We start from the raw sequence: 19,549 nt of genomic DNA, 5'->3' as shown, positions 1-19,549 counted from the left end.
CTTGAAAGAATAGGAAAAAGCGGCGACAAAGCGTCAATTTTGCCACGTTCCGCAACCGGGGCCTTTTTGAACCCGGTGCAACCGGTTTCAAACTGTCCCCACAGCCATGTAACTGGCTCTACACTACGGGCCATCATGGATATATCCACCCTTTCCCTGGCCCGTGCGCAGTTCGTGGCCAGCCTGAGCTTTCTGGCGCTGTTCCTGGCGGTTTCCCTGGCCCTTGCCTGGGTGCTGCTGTTTTTCAAGGTGCGCGCCCGCTGGTCCGGCCGCCCGGGCTGGACCGCCGCCTACCGCTTCTGGGTGCGCATTTTCGCCCTGGCTTTCGTCCTGACGCTTGCCGCCAGCGTGCCCGTGCTGATCCAGATCGGCAGCCTGTGGGCGGGCCTGATGGACAAAATCGGCAACGTGGCCGGCCCCTTGCTGGGCTACGGCATCCTGTCGGTCTTCATCCTTAAGTCATGCTTCCTGGGTGTGATGCTGTTTGGCCAGCGCCGCGTGTCCGATACCGCGCACACGCTGGCGGTGCTGATGGTGGCGGTGGGCCAGTTGGTGGCGGTGTTCTGGGTGCTGGCCTTGCAATCCTGGATGCAGACGCCCGACGGCGCCATTCTTGTCGACGGGCGCTACCAGGTCTACGACTGGGTGGCCGTGGTGCTGAATCCGTCGGTGGGTTGGCGCATGGCCATGGTGGCGGTGGGGGCGGCGCTGGCCGTCTCGTTCCTGATGATGGGCGTGACCGCGTTGCAGGCCTTGCGCCGCCCGCTGGGTGATGGCGAGCGCAACGCGTTCAAGACGGCGCTGGTCATCGGTGTGGTCGCCGCATTCATGCAGATTCCGGTCGCCACCGGCACCGGCCATGTCATGGCCAAGCTGCAACCCGCCAAGGCCGCGGCGGCGGCGGGTTTCTGGCAAAGCGGCCCCGAACCGCAACTGGTGCTGTTCGGCTGGCCCGATGCGCGCAGCCACACCAATGTGTCTGACGTGACCCTGCGCAATGCGGGCGGCGCTTGGCTGCATCGCAATGCGGAAGGCACCTACGAGGGGCTGGATAAATTTTCCGGGATGCTGCCGCCCGTGGCGCTGACGTTCTGGTCGCTGCGCGTGGCCGTCGCTTTGGGCCTGCTGATGCTGGCCGTGGCATGCGTGACGTTTCTGTGGACGTTCCGACGCGGGATGGACCCCTCGACCCTGCCGGTGTGGTGGCAGCGCGTGCTGTGCGGCATGATGTTTTCGGGCGGTATCGCCGTGGTGGCGGGCTGGTGGGTGTCCATCATCGGCCTGCAACCCTTCGTGGTGAACGGCACCATTACGCAGTCCGAAGTGCTGGGGCAGGTGCCGGCAAGCACGGTGCTTTATGGATTGGTGGGCTATGGCCTGCTTTACGCCCTGCTATTGGCCGCTTTCACGGGCATGCTGTTCCACGCGGCCCGCTACGGCGTGGTGCCGGTGCGTAAATTGGCCGGAGGTACGCCATGATCGCCATGTTGGCCGCGTCGCAGGGGCTTAGCCCCGAAGACCCATCATTCTGGATGCCACTGGCCTTCATGGGGCTGTTGTTCGTGGTGATTGCCGCGGGCATGGTGCTGGATGGCTTTGACCTGGGCGTGGGCATTTTGCTGCAACTGGCCCCCGAACATGAGCGCGGCCGCATGATGTCGCTCTTGAGCCCCTGGCGCGATGCCAACGAATTCTGGTTGCTGCTGGGCATGGGCCTGTTCGCGTCGGCCTTCCCCTTTGCATGGGGCGCGGTGCTGGGCAAGCTGTACGGGCCGCTGACCTTCATGGTGCTGGGCGTGGTGCTGCGCAGCGTGTCGTTCGAATTCCGCATCCGCGCGCGCAACGAGATGAAGCCGCGCTGGATCTTCGGGTTCTGGGCCGGTTCCATCATTACGGCGTTCGGGCAGGGAATGCTGCTGGGGCGTATCGCCACCGGCTATCAATCCGACGCGGGCTATGGCTGGTTCGCGATGTTCGTGGGCCTGTGCGCCGTGGCGGCCTATGTGCTGCTGGGCGCGTCGTGGCTGGTCATGCGGGTGGACGGCGATCTTCAACGCCGCGCGTCCTATTGGGCTCGGCATGCCATCCGCTGGACGGCGGTGGGCATGGTGGCGATTGCGGTGACGCTGGGGCTGGCCAACGCGGGCATCTTCTACAAGTGGAGCAACATCGCTCACCTGAGCCTGGCTGCAAGCGTGTGGGTGTTGATGCTGGCGGGGTATGTCGCGGCCGAAATGCTGCTGGCCCGCTTGCCCGGCCGGGCGGAGCGTTTCAGCTGGCTGCCGTTCGTGCTGTGCGTGGGGCTGTTCTTGCTGATGCTGAGCGGCCTGGCCTACAGCCTGTTCCCGTATCTGATCCTGGATGACATGACGCTCTGGGACGGCGCGGGCGCGCTCGGTTCGATGCGCCTGGTCATGGCCGGCGCGGTCGTGGGGGTGCCGGTGGTGCTGGTGTTCAACATCCTGGCGTACCGGTCGGTCTTCGGCAAGGAACGCGCACCGGTCCCGCTATTGCCGCCACCCTCGTATTGATATGGTCCGAACAGTAGGATGGGTGTAGCGCGACAAGGTCGATGCAAAATCCCCGGCATCGATCGCGCGAAACCCATCATGCAACGCCCCGAATTTTTTGCAATGCGGGCTACGGTGGGGCGGCCGCCTGATGGGTTACGCGCGATTCAGGTCGGCATTCTTCTATGAGGCCTGCCGCGCTTCACCCATCCTACAATCGACGATCAAGATCAAGATCAAGATCACGGATCACGACCGCGGATCACGACCGCGGATCACGGACCACGGCCACGGACCACGGCCACGGACCACATCACGGACCACGGCCACGGACCACATCACGGATCACGACCGCGGATCACGGACCACGGCCACGGATCACATCCCGGACCACCCCCCCCCGCCCCATGACGACCCATCCACCTCCGCGCACGCCGTGGATGTCCCTCCGTCACAACACCGGTCTTGCCACCCGCTGCAGTATCTCTTCGCCGTAGGCTTCCAGCTTGCGGGCGCCCACGCCGCTGATGTGGCTTAGGGCATCCATCGAATCCGGCTGCGCCAGGGCGATTTCGCGTAGCGTGGCGTCGTGGAAAATGACGTAGGCCGGTACGCCGTGGCTCTTGGCGACTTCGCCGCGCCAGGCGCGCAGTGCTTCAAACACCGGTTGCAATTCAGCCGGCAGGTCAATTGCCGCCGCCTTGGTACGGCCACTGCTCGTCTTGCCCGACTTTGTCTTCTTTTCGGATTCCCGGCGCAGCATCAACTGGCGTTCGCCCTTGAGCACGGCGCGGCTGCCTTCTGTCAGCGCCAGGGTGCCGAAGCCTTCGTTGTCGACGGTCAGCAAGCCTTGCGCCAGCAACTGGCGCAGCACGCCGCGCCAGGCGGTGTCGCTCAGGTCTTCGCCCACGCCGAATACGCTCAGGGTTTCATGGCCGTGCTGCTTGGTGCGGTCGGTGACCTTGCCGCGCAGGATGTCGATGATGTGGCCCGCGCCGTAGCGCTGCCCGCGTTCCTTCCACAAGCGATAGACGGCCGACAGCACTTTCTGCGCGGCCACGGTGCCGTCCCACGCTTGCGGCGGTTCCAGGCAGACGTCGCAGTTGCCGCAGGCGGTGATCTGCTGGCCGAAGTACGCCAACAGGCGCACCCGCCGGCATTCCACCGTTTCGCACAGGCCCAGCATGGCGTCCAGTTGTTGGCCCAGGCGCCGGCGATAGGACTCGTCGCCCGGGGATTCGTCGATCATGCGGCGCTGCTGCACCACGTCTTGCAGGCCGTAGGCCAGCCAGGCCGTGGCGGGCAGGCCATCGCGGCCGGCTCGGCCGGTTTCCTGGTAGTAGCCTTCAACGGATTTGGGCAGGTCGATGTGCGCCACGAAGCGCACGTCCGGCTTGTCGATACCCATGCCGAAGGCAATGGTGGCCACCATGACCACGCCGTCTTCGCGAAGAAAGCGGGACTGATTGGCCGCGCGCACCTGCGGGCTGAGGCCGGCGTGGTAGGGCATGGCGTCAATGCCCTGGTTGCACAGGAATTCGGCCGTCTCTTCGACCCGCGCCCGCGACAAGCCATACACCACGCCGGATTCGCCGTCGTGTTCGGTGCGGATCATTTCCAGCAGTTGCTTGCGAACCTCGTTCTTTTCGACGATGCGGTAGCGGATGTTGGGGCGGTCAAAGCTGGACACGAAATGCCGGGCATCGTCCAGCGACAGGCGCTGCGCGATCTCGGTGCGGGTGTCCGCCGTGGCCGTGGCGGTAAGCGCGATGCGCGGCACGTCGGGCCAGCGCTCGTGCAGCATGGACAGGCCCAGGTATTCCGGCCGGAAATCATGCCCCCATTGCGACACGCAGTGCGCCTCGTCGATGGCGAACAGGGCGATGCGGCCGCGCTCAAGCAGTTGCAGGCAGCGGTCGGTCAGCAGCCGTTCGGGCGCGACGTAAAGCAAATCAAGTTCGCCGGCCAGGAACGCTTGTTCAACGTCGCGAGCCACGCGCCAATCTTGCGTGGAATTCAGGAAGGCCGCGCGCACGCCAAGTTCGGTCAGGGCGTCGACTTGGTCCTGCATCAGCGCGATCAGGGGCGACACGACGATGCCGGTGCCTTCGCGCACCAGGGACGGTATCTGGTAACAGAGCGATTTCCCTCCGCCCGTGGGCATGAGGACCAGCGCGTCACCGCCGTCGATCACTTGTTCGACAATGGCTTGCTGGTCGCCGCGGAAGGATTCGTAACCGAAAACGCGCTGCAGGACGCCAAGGGCGCGCGCGTCAGACATGGGGGTAGGCCGGAAGCATCATGGCCGGGATTTTAAGCCGCAATTCCATGGCGGCTATTTTCGGGGGGATATTTCCGTCCGGTTTGCGGTCCGAGTTCCGGTAACACCTCGTGGCCCGCCGGCCTACTGGCTCACTACCAGCTCAACCACGTGCCGCGCATGAAGGTGTCCACGGGCATGCTGAGGTTCGCGCGCCATTCGTAGTTGCCCGACACGATGTCGCGGTCGGCGCCCACCGCCAGTTGCACCTTGGGCGCCACGAACATGCTGTGCGACAGGCCCACGCGCTGCTCGGCAAGGGTCGAGCCCTCGCGCAGCCCCGAATAGGTGCCGCTGAAGGTGCCCCAGCCGGTGATGGGCACGCCCGCCGACAGCGTGTTGCGCGTCTGCGGCGCCGAGGCCACGCCGCCGGAGTAGGTGGACAGGTCGCCGAACCCCGCGCCGATCTGTTCGTTGGTGTAGCCCAGGTTGACCATGTCGGCTACGTCCACGTTGTAGCCGAAGCGGTAGCGCCAGGCGTTGGAAGCGTCAAACGAGCTTTGCGTGGCGCCCGCCTGGAACGTGCCGTATTCGCCCGCCGCATAGGTCGTGCCCATGCCGCGCGTGGTCAGCGCGGGCGCGCTCTGCATCTGGCCTTCAAGGGTGAGCGCCGGCGTCAGCCCGTATCGCACGCTACCGGAGCCCACCGACGCGCCGTAATCCACCGCGCCCGACCGCGCGGTGGGATCCATCAGGTTCAGCTTGCCGACCGACGACGAGTAGCCGAAGCTGCCTTCCGGCACGGTGGCGGCCGAGCCGGCCCAGTTGGAAATCTGCACTCCGCCCACCGGCGCGCTGCTGCCCCAGACGGGCGCATTGGCGTTGATATTGCCCACGGTCAGCGACGGGCCGGCTGTGTTCCGGTATACCCAGTTGCGGTCGCCACCGTAGCGCAGGCCGTCCTGGCCGCTGACCGACGCGAACCAGGGGCGGGTCGGGCGCGATACGCCCGAGATCACCACCACGGGCACGCGCGGGATGTCGCCGTCTTCCAAGGCGAAGGAATAGTCGGGCGTGTCCTCCACAACCGCCGCAGGGGTGTTCTCGCATTCCAGCGGGATGTCTTCGCTGCTTCCCGACAGGCTTGAGCCCAGTCCGGGGATCAAACCGTAGCTCTCACCCTCGTCTTCGCCCCCGCGCACGCTGGTGTCCATGGCGGGTTCGGCAACTTCCAGACCGCACAGGGGCGGGTCCAGGGGAACGGCGCGCGAAGCGATCGACGGCGCCGGGCGCACGGGAATAGGCTGCACCGGCGACAGCACGCCGATGCCGCGTGCCATCAGCACCGGCGCACCCGGTGCGGGCGACGTGACAGAAGAGGGGGACGCATCAAGCGTGTCGGCAAACGCGGCCGACAGTGGGCAAACCACCCCCGCCGTCAGCGCCGCGTGCAACAACCGTCTGCGCCAGATTGCAGGGGCGACCATAAAAATCAGTGTAAAGAGGGGACGCTGCCGTAGCTGTAAACGATTTTTAGTAAACCGGACCAGCGGCAAGACCAAGGGCATCATTTTAGGACCGATCACGCGCGCGACAAGACACCGTACATCATGCAACAGCTCTATTTCAGTTGATTTCTTGCCCCTTGCGGTTGGACGCGCCGCGCCGCACTATGGCGTCCATGGACAATCCTCATACCAAGCTGCTGGTCGTTGACGACGACCCGGCCCTGCGTCAGTTGCTGGCCGACTACCTGAATCGGCACGGCTACGACACCTTGCTGGCGCCGGACGCCACCGACCTGTCGACGCGCATCACCCGCTACGCCCCCGACCTGCTCGTGCTGGACCGCATGCTGCCCGGCGGTGACGGCGCCGACGCATGTCGCCGCCTGCGCGAGCAAGGCGAAGACATCCCCGTCATTCTGCTGACCGCGCGCGACGAGGCCGTGGATCGCATCATCGGTCTGGAAGCAGGCGCCGACGATTACGTCGGCAAGCCGTTTGACCCGCGTGAGCTGCTGGCCCGCATTGAAGCCGTGTTGCGCCGCAAGCGCGGCCCGTCCGCCTTGACCAAGGACGCGCCGGTCACCTTCGGCCCGTTCCTGTTCGACCCGTCCTCCCGGCAGTTGTCGCGCGATGGGACGGTGGTCAAGCTGACGGGGGGCGAGATCAATTTGCTGGAAGCCCTGGTGCGCAACGCGGGCAAGCCGCTGTCGCGCGAACGCCTGCTGGCGCTTGCGCGCGACGATGACTCCGGTGAACGCAACGACCGCGCCATCGACATCGCCATCCTGCGCTTGCGCCGCGTGATCGAAGACGACCCGAAACAGCCGCGCTGGATCCAGACCGTTTGGGGCATTGGCTACCGGTTCTCGCCCTGATGCGTTTTCTTGCCCGCTTCCTGGTGCCGCGCTCGCTGCGGGCGCGCTTGATTCTGCTGATCCTGGGTTCCGTCCTGCTGACGCAAGCGGCCACGCTGGTGACGGTGTCGTACTTCCGGCACAAGTTCATGGAAGACGTGGCCATCGGCTACATCGTCACCACCATCCGCACCCTGCGCGCCGCCTTGTCCGAAGTGCCCGCCGAGGACCGCGCGGATTTCGTGCGCACGGCGTCTCAGAACCAATGGCGCCTGTGGTCGCGCGTGCTGCCTGCCGAAGCCAAGCTGCAACGCTTCAATGGCCGGCGTCCGCCGCCGCCTCCCCGCTCCGCGCCTCGGCCGCCACCCCCGCCGCCTTCGGACGCCCGGCCTGGCGACATGCAGCCGCCGCCCGATGGGCATGGCGACGACCGTGGCGGCGAGCACGAGGCCGATGCCGACCAGGCTGACACGCGCACCGCCCAGCAACGCGAGGCCGACCGCGCGGCGCACGAAGAGCGCATGCGGCGCCATAACAAGCCCGAGCCCGACGACATCCGCCGCGACCTGAAGGCGCTGGTGCAGTTGCTGAACGAACGGCTGAACGACGGCACCCGCGTGGCCTTGTCGCGTGGCCCCACGCCCGAGATCTTTATCTCGCTGGCGCCCAATTCGGCCAGCGAAGACGTACCGCGCCTGCGCGAATGGCTGGTGATTCCCCTTGAGCGGCTGGACCCGCCCGTGGCCACGCCCTTCATCGCCGCCTGGCTGGGGGGACTGGGCCTGTTGCTGTTGCTGGCCGTGGGTTTCTCCTGGCACATCACGCGGCCCATCACCCGGCTGGCGGACGCCGCTGACCGCTTGGCCGCCGGGCAACCGCAACGCGTGGAACCCTCGGGGCCGCATGAAACCCGCGCCTTGGGCGAACGCTTCAACGCCATGCTGGACGCGCTGGCCGAGTCTGACTCGGTACGCCGCACGCTGCTGTCCGGCTTGCCGCACGATCTGAAAGGGCCGTTGTCGCGCATGTGGCTGCGCATTGAAATGGCCGACGATTCCAAGCTGAAGGAAGGCCTGCGCACCGATCTGCAAGACATGCAGCACATGGTGGACCAGTTCATTGGCTTCGTGCGCGGCACGGATCCGGCCGCCTACCGCTATGCGCCCATCGTGCTGTCCGAATGGTTGGTCGAGCGTGTCGGCGCATGGCATGGCGCCGGTACCGACATCACGCTGAAGTCGGTGGACGACGACGCGCCGCTTGTGGTGCAGGCCGACGCGGTGGCCTTGGGCCGCCTGCTGGACAACCTGATCGGCAACGCGCTGAACCATGGTGCCCCACCGGTAGACGTCAGCCTGCGTCGCGAAGCGCGCGAGGCGGTGCTGGATGTGGCGGACCACGGCCCCGGTATCGTGCCCGAACGCCGCCAGGAGGCGCTACGCCCGTTCAGCCGCTTGGACGATGCGCGCACGCGCACCGGCAGCGTGGGGCTGGGCCTGGCGCTGGCCGAAGCCATTGCGCGCGCGCACGGCGGTTCGCTGGAGCTTCGCCAGGCGGAATCCGGCGGCCTGTGCGTGCGGGTAAGGCTGCCGCTTTCGGAAAACGCATAGCCCCACCATACGGTACGATGCATCCTGCTTCGTCCCTTGTCGTTTTCCGCACCATGGCCATCCAGTCCGATTCCCTTTCCTCTCGTCCCGACGCCCCCCGCATTGTGGCGCCGCAGCCGGTATCGCCCAACGAGGAATCGATCGAGCGCGCCTTGCGGCCCAAGGCGCTGCAGGAATATGTGGGCCAGCAGCGCGCACGCGAGCAGCTTGAAATCTTCATCGCCGCGGCGCGCAAGCGCGGCGAAGCCCTGGACCACGTGCTGCTCTTCGGCCCGCCCGGGCTGGGCAAGACCACGCTGGCCCACATCATTGCGCACGAAATGGGCGTGCAACTGCGCCAGACTTCCGGCCCCGTGCTGGAACGCCCGGGCGACCTGGCCGCGTTGCTGACCAACCTGGAAAAGAACGATGTGCTGTTCATCGACGAAATCCACCGCCTGTCGCCCGTGGTTGAAGAAATTCTCTATCCGGCGCTGGAAGATTTCCAGATCGACATCCTGATCGGCGAAGGCCCGGCCGCGCGCAGCGTCAAGCTGGATTTGCAGCCGTTCACGCTGGTGGGCGCCACCACGCGGGCGGGCATGCTGACTAACCCGCTGCGCGACCGCTTCGGCATCGTGTCGCGGCTGGAGTTCTACAACGCCACGGACCTTGGCCATATCGTGACGCGCAGCGCGGGCTTGCTCAACGCCGTCATCACGCCCGACGGCGCGGCGGAAGTGGCGCGCCGCGCGCGCGGCACCCCGCGTATCGCCAACCGCTTGCTGCGTCGCGTGCGCGACTACGCCGAGGTCAAGGCCAGCGGCACCATTGATGCCGACGTCGCCGGCCGCGCGTTGGCGATGCTGGAAGTCGACCCCCAGGGCCTGGACCTGATGGACCGCAAGCTGCTGGAAGCCATCATCCACAAGTTCGATGGCGGCCCGGTGGGCGTGGACAGCCTGGCGGCCGCAATCGGCGAAGAGCGCGACACCATCGAAGACGTGATCGAGCCCTACCTGATCCAGCACGGCTATCTGCAACGCACGCCACGCGGCCGCACCGCCACGCTGTCCACCTGGCGCCATCTGGGCCTGGCGCCTCCCGCTGGCGCGGCCACCGGCACCGGCGAGCTCTTCAACAAGTAGGCGGGTTGGGTCGCGTGCGCGGCGCGATCGGCGTGGCGGGTTTATGATCCTTGGGTTTCGACATCCCCGCTATCAAAGGACCGGATTCCCATGCTGCCCGAACTGCCTACCTATGATGACGTCGTGCGCGCCAGCGAGCGCCTGGCCGGCAACGCCCACCGCACGCCCGTCTTGACCTCGGCCACGGCCGACGCCATCAGCGGCGCGTCGATCTTCTTCAAGTGCGAGAACTTCCAGCGCATGGGCGCCTTCAAGTTCCGCGGTGGCTACAACGCCATCGCGCGCCTGACGCCCGAGCAGCGCGCCGCCGGCGTGGTGACGTTCTCGTCGGGCAACCATGCGCAAGCCATTGCGCTGGCCTCCAAGCTGCAGGGCGTGTCGGCCACGATCATCATGCCGCTGGACGCCCCGGCGGCCAAGCGCGCCGCCACCGAAGGCTACGGCGGCAAGATCGTCACCTATGACCGTTACACCGAAGACCGCGAACAGATCGCGCGGCGTATCAAGGCCGAAACCGGGGCCACGCTGATTCCGCCCTACGACCACGAAGACGTGATCACGGGTCAGGGCACGGCGGCCAAGGAATTGTTCGAGGAAGTGGGCGAACTGGACTACCTGTTCGTCTGCCTGGGTGGCGGCGGCCTGTTGTCGGGATCCGCCTTGTCGGCTTTTGCGCTCAGCCCGCGCTGCCTGGTGTACGGCGTTGAGCCCGAAGCCGGCAACGACGGCCAGCAGTCGCTGCGCAAGGGTGAAATCGTCCGAATTCCCGCCCCCAAAACCTTGGCCGATGGCGCCGCCACCACCCACCTGGGTAACCTGACCTTCCCGCTCATCCAGAAATATGTGCGCGACATCGTCACGGTGTCGGACGCCCAACTGGTCACCACCATGAAGTTCTTTGCCGAACGCATGAAGATGGTGGTGGAACCCACGGGTTGCCTGGCCGCGGCCGCGGTGATGCAGAACGTGGTGCCGGTGCAAGGCGCGCGGGTCGGGGTCATCATCAGCGGCGGCAACGTCGACCTTCCGGCCTACGCCAAGCTGCTGGCGTCCTGACCCCGCCAGAATGACGCCCCTATGACGCGCATCAAGCGGCCCGCACCCCGGGCCGCCGATGCGTGCTTGCGGTTGTTGTCCGTGCAGGGCAGAATCGGGTCTCGATCCTGACGAACAGGGGGCTGCGGCATGCGTATCCTTGTCATCGGCGGCACCGGTTTCATCGGCCGTCACCTGATTGCCCGGCTTTCCGGCGACCTGCACCAGATCATCGTGCCGACCCGCCTGTTGGCGCGCGGCAGCGAACTGCAAGTCCATCCCACCACCACGCTCATCCAGACCGACATCCATGACGATGCCGCGCTGGACCAACTGGTCACGGGTTGCGACGTGGTGGTGAATCTGGTGGGCATCCTGCACGGCAACGTCGGCAAGCCCTACGGCTCTGATTTTGCGCGCGCGCACGTCCATCTGCCGCAACGCATTGCGCGGGCCTGCCAGCGCCATGGCGTCCGCCGCCTGCTGCATATCAGCGCGCTAGGCGCCGATTCGCAGGGCGACAGCATGTACCAGCGTTCCAAGGGCGATGGCGAAGCCGCCATCAAAAGCGAGTTTTCATCCAGCAACGACGGTGGCTGGACCATTTTCCGTCCGTCGGTCATCTTCGGCCCGGACGACAATTTCACCAATATGTTTGCATCACTGGCCCGCTGGCTGCCGGTCTTGCCCTTGGCGGGCGCGCATGCGCGCATGCAGCCGGTGTATGTGGGCGACGTGGTGGCAGCCATGGCGACCGCGCTGGGTGATACCCACACCTGCGGCAAGACGTACGAGCTGGGCGGCCCGCAGATCTACACGCTGGGTGAGATCGCCCGCTTGTGTGCCGCCTGGAGCGGCAACCCTCGGCCCGTGATTCCCGTGCCCATGGGTGTCGGGCGCATGCAGGCGCGCCTGTTCGAATGCATGCCGGGCGAACCCTTGATGTCGCGCGACAACCTGGATTCCTTGCGCCGCGACAACATCTGCGTAGGCCCGATCGCACCCGAATTGCATGTGGTGCCGACGGGTCTTGAGGCCGTGGCGCCGCGTTATTTGCAGCGCACTACCCAGACCTAGCGCGCCAGTGCCTTGAGCGCCTGCTTGATGCCGTCGGACACGCCCACGCCTTCGGGCAGCGTCTTCAGCGCCGACAGCGATTCCTTTTCCGAATAGCCCAACGCCAGCAGGGCATTCAGGATGTCCGACTGGTTGTCCGGCGTGGCGTGCGAGGTGGCGCCGATGTCCGCGCCGAGCTTGCCGCGCATTTCCAACAACAGCCGTTCGGCGGTTTTCTTGCCGATGCCCGGCACGCGCGTCAGACGGCCCGTTTCCTGCAAGGTGATGGCCTGCGCCAAGTCCGCCACCGACATGCCGGACAACACCGACAGCGCCGTGCGCGCGCCAATGCCGCTGACCTTGATCAGCTCGCGAAACGCGCTGCGTTCGCTGGCCGTGCCAAAGCCATAAAGGATGTGCGCGTCTTCACGCACCGTCAGGTGCGTATACAGCGTGACGCGCGCGCCGGTTTCCGGCAGCGAGTACAGCGTGCTCATGGACACGTCGATGTCATACCCCAAGCCGCCCACGTCCACGCAGATGGTGGGAGGCAGCTTTTCGATCAGGGTTCCGGTAATGCGTCCGATCATGGTGATGATGGCCTGGTAGCAATGGCGCGCGCGGAATGCGCGGCGAATGCGGGCATTCTATACGTGCAAGAGTCGGTACGAGGCGGGTAGGGGGTGTCCGGGCGCAGCGCTTGAACGCCGCGCGGCCTGGCGGGCAGGAATCAGCCGATCAACCGGCCGTTGCGCAAGCGCGTCTTGCCGCCCATGCGCAATGCCGTGCCCAGCCGTTCCAGCTTGTCCTGCAAGGGCCCGACGTGCGCGTGGCAGATGGCGCAGGCCAGCGCGTCGGCGGAGTCGGGCGCGGGCACACCGTCCAGCGACAGCAGATGCTGCACCATCATCTGCACCTGCTCCTTGGCGGCTCGCCCGGTGCCCACCACGGCCTTCTTGATCTGCAAGGCGGTGTATTCGTGCACCGCCAGCGAACTGTCCGCCAATGCGCACAGCGCCGCGCCCCGGGCCTGGCCCAGTAGCAGCGTGGATGCGGGGTTGGTGTTCAGAAAGACGATTTCAAGCGCGGCGACATCGGGTTGCGTGTCGCGCGCCACTTCGCGCAGATTGTCCAGAATGACTTTCAGGCGCTCGGCCAGCGTTAGCGCCGGCGGGACCACGATGGTCCCGCTGGCCACATAGCGCAGCCGCGAGCCCTCGGCATCGATCACACCGAAGCCGGTGCGGCGCAAGCCGGGATCGATGCCCAGGACGCGCATCAGTGGCGGAAGTGGCGGGTGCCGGTCAGCACCATGGCGATGCCATGCTCGTCGGCGGCGGCGATGACTTCATCGTCACGCATGCTGCCGCCGGGCTGGATGACGCAGGTTGCGCCCGCCGCCACCACCACGTCCAGGCCGTCGCGGAACGGGAAGAAAGCGTCCGACGCCACGGCCGAACCCTTCAGCGTCAGGCCGGCGTTTTCCGCCTTGATCGACGCAATGCGCGCCGAGTCGATGCGGCTCATCTGGCCGGCGCCCACGCCCAAGGTCATGCCGCCGCCCACGAAGACGATGGCGTTGGACTTGACGTACTTGGCAACCTTCCAGGCGAAAGCCAGGTCGTTCATTTCCTGTTCGGTGGGCTGGCGCTTGCTGACCACCTTCAGCGCGTCGCGCGGCACGTTGTAGGCGTCCGGGCTTTGCACCAGCCAGCCGCCGCCCACGCGCTTGATGTCGAAGGCGTTCTGGCCCACGCCCATCGGCACTTCCAGTACGCGCACGTTCTTCTTGGCGGCCAGGATGGCCAGCGCGGCGCCGTCGTAGGCGGGCGCCAGCAGCACTTCCAGGAACTGGGCGCTGACGGCTTCGGCCGTGGCGGCGTCCACCGGACGGTTAAAGGCGATGATGCCGCCGAACGCGGAGGTCGGGTCGGTCTTGAACGCTTGCTGGTAGGCACCCAGCGTGTTGGCCGCCACGGCCACGCCGCAGGGGTTGGCGTGCTTGACGATGACGCAGGCAGGCGCGTCGAAGCTGCGCGCGCATTCCCATGCGGCGTCGGCGTCGGCGATGTTGTTATAGGACAGTTCCTTGCCCTGCAGTTGGCGGTAGTTGCCCAACAGGCCGGCGGGACGCTGCGCGTCCACATAGAAGGCGGCGGTCTGATGGGGGTTTTCGCCGTAACGCAGCGCCTGCTCTTGCTTGACCTGCAAGGTCAGCGTGCCGGGCCATTCGTTACGCGCCGGCACGGCTTCCTGGGCCGGTTCGGCTTCAGTCAGGCTGGTCAGGTAGGCGGCGATGGCGCCGTCGTAGGCGGCCGTGTGGGCATACACCTTCGAGGCCAGCGCCAGGCGCAGGCCATAAGACGTGCTGCCGTTCTTGTCCATTTCGGCCAGCACGCGCGAATAGTCCACCGGGTCGATCACGACCGTCACGCCACCCGCTTCGGTGCCGTGGTTCTTGGCGGCCGCGCGCAGCATGGCCGGGCCGCCGATGTCGATGTTCTCGACCGCGTCGGCGAACGTGCAATCAGGCTTGGCCACCGTCTCACGGAACGGGTACAGGTTGACCACCAGCATGTCGATGCGATCGATGCCCGCTGCCTTGATGGTGTCCATGTGCTCGGCGCTGTCGCGACGGGCCAGGAGGCCGCCGTGAATCTTGGGGTGCAGCGTCTTGACGCGGCCATCCAGAATTTCCGGCGAACCCGTGTGGCCGGCCACTTCGGTGACGGTCAGGCCGGCGTCGGCCAGCAACTTGGCGGTGCCGCCAGTTGACAGCAGGCGCACGCCACGCGCGGCCAGGGCGCGGGCAAATTCAACGATGCCGGTCTTGTCGGACACCGAAAGCAGGGCGGTTTCGATTTTCATGGTGGGGGACGGGAGTCGGGCGGTGCGCCTTTCTCGTTCAGGTCAGGATGGGAAATCGGCGTAGAAGAGGGCGGCGCCCGCCGGGGGGCCGCCCTCGCGGAAAAGCTATACCTGGATATTGTGCGCCAGCAACTTCTTGCGCAGGGTGTTGCGGGTGATGCCCAGCATTTCAGACGCGCGCGACTGGTTGCCGCCCGATCGCTCCAGCGCCACTTCAAGCACCGGGCGTTCAACGCAGCGCATCACCATGTCCCACATATCGTGGGGCTCGGATTCACCCAAGTCTTCGAAATAGCGCTCCAGGCTGGCGCGCACGCATTCTTCCAGGACATCTTTCTTGCTCATTTGAGTACAGATATTTTTATGTTGGTGTTGAGGCGGTCATGCCGCCAGCAGGGCTTCTGCGACCGGCGCCGGGTGGGGCTCGCCGTCGCGCGAGAGGGTGTCGAACCAATCCGACACCGCCCGCCACTGGTCGCGGGTATTGTCGATCAGGTTCATGCGGGCGCAGAACGAATCCGCGCCCGGCAGGCCGTCCAGATACCAGCCGATATGCTTGCGCGCCGTGCGTACGCCGGTGTGCTCGCCATAGAAGCGGTAATGGTCGTCGAGATGTTCAAGCAACAGCTCGCGCATTTCCCCATGGGAGGGCGGGGCCAGTGATACGCCCGTGCGCAAATAGTGATCGATTTCGCGGAAGATCCAGGGACGGCCCTGTGCCGCCCGGCCAATCATGACCGCGTCGGCGCCAGTGTAATCCAGGACTTGCTTGGCTTTTTCAGGAGAGTCGATATCTCCGTTTGCGATCACGGGGATGCTCAGCTCGGCCTTGACGGCGCGGATAGTGTCATATTCCGCCTCGCCCGTATAGAGGTCGGCGCGGGTTCGGCCGTGCAGCGTCAGGGCCGCGATGCCGGCATTTTCGGCCAGCTTGGCCACGCGCAAGGCGTTGCGGCTATCGCGGTCCCAACCCGTGCGGGTCTTCAAGGTGACCGGCACGCCCAGCGGCGCGCAGGCCGACACCACGGCGTCCAGGATGCGGACGATCAGGTCTTCATGGCGCAGCAGCGCCGACCCCGACGCCACGTTACACACTTTCTTGACCGGGCAGCCCATGTTGATGTCGATGATGCGCGCGCCCTTGCCGGCGTTGAAGACGGCGGCCTCGGCCATCATGGCCGGGTCGGCGCCCGCGATCTGGACCGAAATGGGCGCAATTTCGCCATCGTGGTTCAGGCGGCGCGACGTCTTGACGCTGTCCCACAGCTTGGGGTTGCTGGCGGCCATTTCGGACACGGCATAGCCCGCCCCCAACTTCTTGCAAAGTTGTCGGAACGGACGGTCCGTCACGCCCGCCATGGGCGCGACTAGAACGTTGTTGGGAAGGGTCCACTGGCCTATGCGCATGGTCACATTTTAACCGGCTCGATCAAACCCCCATTTTTCGAGGGCGACAGCTTGGTAACAAGAAGGGAGAAATCAGGCGGATCCGACCCTATTCCTGGGTCCCATTTCAGGGCCGGGTGGCGGGGCCGGATTGTGCTTGGATCGCGGGGGGATCAGGCGCGAAAGCCTTGCAGCAGATGCTGGGCCAGCGGGGCGCGCAACGGCGACGCCAGATCCATTCCCAGCAAGGCCAGCCCGCAGGCATGTTCAACCGGGGCCAGACCGGTCGCGAACACGCGCGGCATCAGGTCGGTCAGGCCCGCGGTGATGGCGCGGTCGACCTGACGGGCCTGGGCAAACTCGGTCAAGAGGGAAGTCGGGCTGGACTCGGGCCGGGCCAGCCAGCCGGCCAGCGTCTGGGCCAACCTGGCGGCGTCGCGCAAGCCCAGGTTCAGGCCCTGGCCTGCCACGGGATGCAGGGTCTGGGCGGCGTTGCCGATGGCGGCCACGCGCCCTTGCACCTGGGCGCGGCGGGCGGCCAGCGCCAGCGGAAAAACGTGGCGGGGCGCTTGGCTCGACAATCTGCCCAGGCGGTCGCCAAAGGCGGCGGACAGCGCCGACGAGAACGCCGCGTTGTCCAACGCGGCCAGTTCTTGGGCCCGTTCCGGCGCGCTGCACCAGACCACCGAATAGGCGTCCGGCGTCTGCGGATGCGGCAGCAGGGCCAGCGGGCCTTCGGAAGTAAAGCGTTCCCAGGCCCAGCCTCGGCGCGGCAGCGTGGCGTGGGCCGTCGTCAGTACGGCATGCTGGCCATAGTCGCGGCGCACGTCGGTGGCGCCCGCGCCGTCAGACTGCACGGCAACTTGGCACAGCAGGGTGTGGTCCCCTTGCGTGATGCGCACCCCGTCGGCGTCCTGGCCTTCGATCAGGGCGCCGGGGCCGGGCAGCACGGTGACTCCACAGGCCGCCACGCGCTCGTCCAACTTGGCGTGCAAACCGGAATAGGCCACCACGCTGCCCAACTGCGGCACGCCGAAATCCGTGTGCTGAATGACGGTGCGGCCCAGACGTCCGCGCTGCGATACATGGATGTTGCGAATATCAGCCGACCGCTCGGGCCAGGCCTGCAACGATTCCAGCAGCACGCGGCTGCCGTGGTTCATGGCCAGCACGCGGGGGTCCGCGGCAGGCACGGCCGCCGCGGGGGTGGCCGGGGCCGGCGCGCTGCCGGCGAGCAGGGCGATGCGCGCCGGGTCCGGCGCCACGCGCGCCAGCATCAGGGCAAGCACGCGGCCCACGGGGCCGGCGCCAAGAATCGCAATGTCGAAGGCGGATGCAGTCATGGCGGGATTTTAACCGTCCACTACAATCCGGCACAGCCAGCGCGGCTAGCCGCGCCTCACCCTTTACGGTTGATCCCGAGGTTGATTCCCATGACGCAGGTTCAGGCTTCACCTTCACTGTCCGCCGCACCCGCCCGGCGTCCGCGCGGCAAGGTCGCCGTGGGGCTGCTGGCTTGCCTGTTTGGGTGGCTGGGCGCGCACTGGTGGTATCTGGGCCGCCGCTACGCCTGGGCCGTGACACTGCTGGCCGTGGTCAGCCTGTTCTGTGCGTTCCGCTATTACCCCGTCTGGTACGACAACCCCGCCTTCTTCCTGTTGTTCATTCCGATGATCGACGGCTTCATCGAAAGCGCGGTGTTTTCGCTGATGTCCGACGAAAAATTCGACCGGCGCTACAACCCCGGGCAGGGCCGGCCCACGTCCACGGGCTGGGGGCCGGTGCTGGTGGCGCTGCTGGCGTGCCTGGTGGGCTCGGTGGTGTCGATGTTCGCCATCGCCATGGTGGTGGTCTACGTCTGGGTGGCCATGGGCTGGCTGGACGGCCTGAAGCTGTAGCCCGCGCCTATTCGCGCATCAATGCCTCGATCTCGCTGGCTTCCACCGGCACGCCGCGCGTGATCAGTTCACAGCCTTCATCCGTAACCAGCGCATCGTCTTCCGTGCGGATACCGATGTTCCAGTAGCTTTCCGGCACGTCGTCCGCCGGACGCACGTAGATGCCCGGTTCAATCGTCAGCATCATGCCGCGCTCCAGTGTGCGCCACGGGCGGTCGCCGCCTTGCGCGGGGCCGGGCTGGCGGTAGTCGCCCGCGTCGTGGACGTCCAGGCCCAGCCAGTGGCCGGTGCGGTGCATGTAGAAGCGGCTGTAGTCGCCGGACTCCAGCACGCCGTCAAGCGATCCCTTCAACAATTTCAGGTCCAGCATGCCTTGCGCCAGCACGCGCAATGCGGCCTCGTGGCCGTCATTGAACGTGCGCCCGGGCGCGGTCGCGGCCGCGGCGGCTTGCTGGGCGGCCACGGTCAAGTCATACAGCGCGCGCTGCGGGCCGCTGTAGCGTCCGTTCACGGGAAAGGTCCGGGTGATGTCGCTGGCGTAGCTGTCGACTTCACAGCCTGCGTCGATCAGGACCAGGTCACCGTCGCGCAGCACGGCCTCGCCGGCCGGGTAGTGCAGCACGCAGGCATTGGCGCCCGCCGCCACGATGCTGTTGTAGGCCACGGCCTGCGCGCCGTGGCGGCGGAATTCATACAGCAATTCCGCTTCCAGTTCGTACTCGTGCATGCCGGGGCGGGTGACCCGCATGGCGCGCGCGTGCGCACCGGCCGATATCTTGGCGGCCCGCCGCATGGTGGCGATTTCGGCCGGGTCCTTGACCAGGCGCATTTCCGCCAACACCGCGCGGATGTCCTGTTGGCGGACGGGCGGAGCGTGGCCCGCGCGGCCAGCGTCGCGCGCGGCGGCCAGCCAGCGATGCAAGTGCCCGTCACTGCGCTTGTCGCCCGCCAGCGGCGCATAAAGCGTGGGATGGTCCAGCATCAGTTTGGGGATCAATTCATCCAGTGCATCGATCGGATGGGCGTCGTCAAAGCCGAAGTAGTCGGCCGCCGCCTCGGGGCCGAACCGCTTGCCTTCCCAGACTTCATGTTCCACATGGCGCGGCCGGCAGAACAGCACCGCGCGGTCCGTGGCGCCCGCGATCAGCACCAGCCAGGCCCCGGGTTCGGTAAAGCCGGTGAGATAGAAAAAGTCGCTGTCGTGGCGGTACGGGAATTCGGCGTCGCGGTTGCGGATGGCTTCGGGGGCGGTCGGCAGGATGGCGATGCCGCCGCCATCGGCGCGCATCCGTTCCATCAGGCGTTGGCGGCGGGCGACGAACGGGGCGATGTCAGCGGGAGGCAGGCTCATGGCGGGCAGGGGCGCGAACCCCGCGAAAGATGTGGATGCGGCCTACTTTACCCCGCTATCGCGCGCAAACAACAGCAGATGCGCAT

At 66.5% G+C, this 19,549-nt stretch carries 17 protein-coding genes; 8 read left to right on the top strand and 9 right to left on the bottom strand.

The window, feature by feature from the left end; genetic code table 11:
* The first annotated feature begins 135 nt into the window (after positions 1–135).
* Positions 136–1,479, top strand: a complete 1,344-nt coding sequence (locus M2361_RS24210; protein ID WP_259252339.1) for a cytochrome ubiquinol oxidase subunit I — start codon at positions 136–138, stop codon at positions 1,477–1,479.
* Positions 1,476–2,531 carry a cytochrome d ubiquinol oxidase subunit II gene (locus M2361_RS24205; protein WP_259252337.1) on the top strand — a complete coding sequence of 352 codons (1,056 nt, stop codon included), beginning with the start codon at positions 1,476–1,478 and terminating at the stop codon, positions 2,529–2,531. The genes M2361_RS24210 and M2361_RS24205 overlap by 4 nt, the downstream gene beginning before the upstream one ends.
* 430 nt (positions 2,532–2,961) lie before the next feature.
* Here the strand turns inward: M2361_RS24205 and recQ are convergent, their stop codons facing one another.
* Together recQ and M2361_RS24195 are read right to left on the bottom strand one after the other, a co-directional pair.
* Positions 2,962–4,791, bottom strand: a complete 1,830-nt coding sequence (gene recQ, locus M2361_RS24200; protein ID WP_100852943.1) for a DNA helicase RecQ — start codon at positions 4,789–4,791, stop codon at positions 2,962–2,964.
* A 134-nt stretch (positions 4,792–4,925) separates the two neighbouring features.
* On the bottom strand, positions 4,926–6,224 hold the full coding sequence (locus tag M2361_RS24195) for a fimbrial protein (RefSeq protein WP_259252331.1): 1,299 nt from the start codon (positions 6,222–6,224) through the stop codon (positions 4,926–4,928).
* Positions 6,225–6,451: 227 nt separating this feature from the next.
* Between M2361_RS24195 and M2361_RS24190 the strand changes: the two genes are divergently transcribed.
* The 5 genes from M2361_RS24190 (at position 6,452) to M2361_RS24170 (ending at position 11,981) form a co-directional block, all read left to right on the top strand.
* Complete coding sequence (locus M2361_RS24190) at positions 6,452–7,153, top strand: response regulator (protein WP_259252330.1); 702 nt, start codon at positions 6,452–6,454, stop codon at positions 7,151–7,153.
* A complete protein-coding gene (locus M2361_RS24185) occupies positions 7,153–8,742 on the top strand; it encodes an ATP-binding protein (RefSeq protein ID WP_259252325.1) in 1,590 nt (529 codons plus the stop codon). The genes M2361_RS24190 and M2361_RS24185 overlap by 1 nt, the downstream gene beginning before the upstream one ends.
* A gap of 53 nt (positions 8,743–8,795) precedes the next feature.
* Complete coding sequence (ruvB, locus tag M2361_RS24180; protein WP_100852941.1) at positions 8,796–9,869, top strand: Holliday junction branch migration DNA helicase RuvB; 1,074 nt, start codon at positions 8,796–8,798, stop codon at positions 9,867–9,869.
* 90 nt (positions 9,870–9,959) lie between these two features.
* On the top strand, positions 9,960–10,925 hold the full coding sequence (locus tag M2361_RS24175) for a threo-3-hydroxy-L-aspartate ammonia-lyase (protein WP_259252323.1): 966 nt from the start codon (positions 9,960–9,962) through the stop codon (positions 10,923–10,925).
* A 129-nt stretch (positions 10,926–11,054) separates the two neighbouring features.
* Positions 11,055–11,981, top strand: a complete 927-nt coding sequence (locus tag M2361_RS24170; RefSeq protein WP_259252321.1) for a complex I NDUFA9 subunit family protein — start codon at positions 11,055–11,057, stop codon at positions 11,979–11,981.
* Here the strand turns inward: M2361_RS24170 and ruvA are convergent.
* The 6 genes from ruvA to M2361_RS24140 form a co-directional block, all read right to left on the bottom strand.
* Positions 11,978–12,550 carry a Holliday junction branch migration protein RuvA gene (gene ruvA / locus M2361_RS24165; RefSeq protein WP_100852938.1) on the bottom strand — a complete coding sequence of 191 codons (573 nt, stop codon included), beginning with the start codon at positions 12,548–12,550 and terminating at the stop codon, positions 11,978–11,980. The two genes, M2361_RS24170 and ruvA, sit on opposite strands and share 4 nt — an antisense overlap.
* A 140-nt stretch (positions 12,551–12,690) precedes the next feature.
* Positions 12,691–13,239, bottom strand: coding sequence for a crossover junction endodeoxyribonuclease RuvC (gene ruvC, locus M2361_RS24160; protein WP_046803487.1), 549 nt, complete (start codon positions 13,237–13,239; stop codon positions 12,691–12,693).
* Complete coding sequence (gene purH / locus M2361_RS24155; RefSeq protein WP_259252317.1) at positions 13,239–14,828, bottom strand: bifunctional phosphoribosylaminoimidazolecarboxamide formyltransferase/IMP cyclohydrolase; 1,590 nt, start codon at positions 14,826–14,828, stop codon at positions 13,239–13,241. Before purH ends, ruvC begins: the two co-directional genes overlap by 1 nt.
* 105 nt (positions 14,829–14,933) lie before the next feature.
* Positions 14,934–15,173: a helix-turn-helix domain-containing protein gene (locus tag M2361_RS24150; RefSeq protein WP_006217670.1), complete on the bottom strand. Its 240-nt coding sequence runs from the start codon at positions 15,171–15,173 to the stop codon at positions 14,934–14,936.
* A gap of 36 nt (positions 15,174–15,209) precedes the next feature.
* Complete coding sequence (dusB, locus tag M2361_RS24145; RefSeq protein WP_259252663.1) at positions 15,210–16,235, bottom strand: tRNA dihydrouridine synthase DusB; 1,026 nt, start codon at positions 16,233–16,235, stop codon at positions 15,210–15,212.
* Between the two features lie 152 nt (positions 16,236–16,387).
* On the bottom strand, positions 16,388–17,557 hold the full coding sequence (locus M2361_RS24140) for a UbiH/UbiF/VisC/COQ6 family ubiquinone biosynthesis hydroxylase (protein ID WP_259252311.1): 1,170 nt from the start codon (positions 17,555–17,557) through the stop codon (positions 16,388–16,390).
* A 90-nt stretch (positions 17,558–17,647) separates the two neighbouring features.
* Here M2361_RS24140 and M2361_RS24135 point away from each other — a divergent pair, with 90 nt between their 5' ends.
* Positions 17,648–18,112, top strand: coding sequence for a TM2 domain-containing protein (locus M2361_RS24135; RefSeq protein WP_259252309.1), 465 nt, complete (start codon positions 17,648–17,650; stop codon positions 18,110–18,112).
* A gap of 7 nt (positions 18,113–18,119) precedes the next feature.
* Here the strand turns inward: M2361_RS24135 and M2361_RS24130 are convergent, their stop codons facing one another.
* Positions 18,120–19,463, bottom strand: a complete 1,344-nt coding sequence (locus M2361_RS24130; protein WP_259252307.1) for an aminopeptidase P N-terminal domain-containing protein — start codon at positions 19,461–19,463, stop codon at positions 18,120–18,122.
* Between the last annotated feature and the right edge of the window lie 86 nt (positions 19,464–19,549).

The organism is Achromobacter sp. JUb104 (genome assembly GCF_024806975.1).
In the GTDB taxonomy this organism is placed as follows: Bacteria; Pseudomonadota; Gammaproteobacteria; order Burkholderiales; family Burkholderiaceae_B; genus Achromobacter; species Achromobacter spanius.
Note: the sequence above shows the minus strand (reverse complement) of the source record. Positions and strands in the feature narration are given on the sequence as shown.

Excerpts from the sequence above, each read along its gene's own strand:
- M2361_RS24205 (WP_259252337.1), top strand. The coding sequence starts at position 1,476 with ATGATCGCCATGTTGGCCGCGTCGCAGGGGCTTAGCCCCGAAGACCCA.
- purH (WP_259252317.1), bottom strand. The coding sequence starts at position 14,828 with ATGAAAATCGAAACCGCCCTGCTTTCGGTGTCCGACAAGACCGGCATC.
- M2361_RS24130 (WP_259252307.1), bottom strand. The coding sequence starts at position 19,463 with ATGAGCCTGCCTCCCGCTGACATCGCCCCGTTCGTCGCCCGCCGCCAA.
- M2361_RS24140 (WP_259252311.1), bottom strand. The coding sequence starts at position 17,557 with ATGACTGCATCCGCCTTCGACATTGCGATTCTTGGCGCCGGCCCCGTG.
- M2361_RS24185 (WP_259252325.1), top strand. The coding sequence starts at position 7,153 with ATGCGTTTTCTTGCCCGCTTCCTGGTGCCGCGCTCGCTGCGGGCGCGC.
- ruvC (WP_046803487.1), bottom strand. The coding sequence starts at position 13,239 with ATGCGCGTCCTGGGCATCGATCCCGGCTTGCGCCGCACCGGCTTCGGT.
- M2361_RS24175 (WP_259252323.1), top strand. The coding sequence starts at position 9,960 with ATGCTGCCCGAACTGCCTACCTATGATGACGTCGTGCGCGCCAGCGAG.
- M2361_RS24150 (WP_006217670.1), bottom strand. The coding sequence starts at position 15,173 with ATGAGCAAGAAAGATGTCCTGGAAGAATGCGTGCGCGCCAGCCTGGAG.
- ruvA (WP_100852938.1), bottom strand. The coding sequence starts at position 12,550 with ATGATCGGACGCATTACCGGAACCCTGATCGAAAAGCTGCCTCCCACC.
- dusB (WP_259252663.1), bottom strand. The coding sequence starts at position 16,235 with ATGCGCATAGGCCAGTGGACCCTTCCCAACAACGTTCTAGTCGCGCCC.
- M2361_RS24210 (WP_259252339.1), top strand. The coding sequence starts at position 136 with ATGGATATATCCACCCTTTCCCTGGCCCGTGCGCAGTTCGTGGCCAGC.
- recQ (WP_100852943.1), bottom strand. The coding sequence starts at position 4,791 with ATGTCTGACGCGCGCGCCCTTGGCGTCCTGCAGCGCGTTTTCGGTTAC.
- M2361_RS24170 (WP_259252321.1), top strand. The coding sequence starts at position 11,055 with ATGCGTATCCTTGTCATCGGCGGCACCGGTTTCATCGGCCGTCACCTG.
- ruvB (WP_100852941.1), top strand. The coding sequence starts at position 8,796 with ATGGCCATCCAGTCCGATTCCCTTTCCTCTCGTCCCGACGCCCCCCGC.
- M2361_RS24190 (WP_259252330.1), top strand. The coding sequence starts at position 6,452 with ATGGACAATCCTCATACCAAGCTGCTGGTCGTTGACGACGACCCGGCC.
- M2361_RS24135 (WP_259252309.1), top strand. The coding sequence starts at position 17,648 with ATGACGCAGGTTCAGGCTTCACCTTCACTGTCCGCCGCACCCGCCCGG.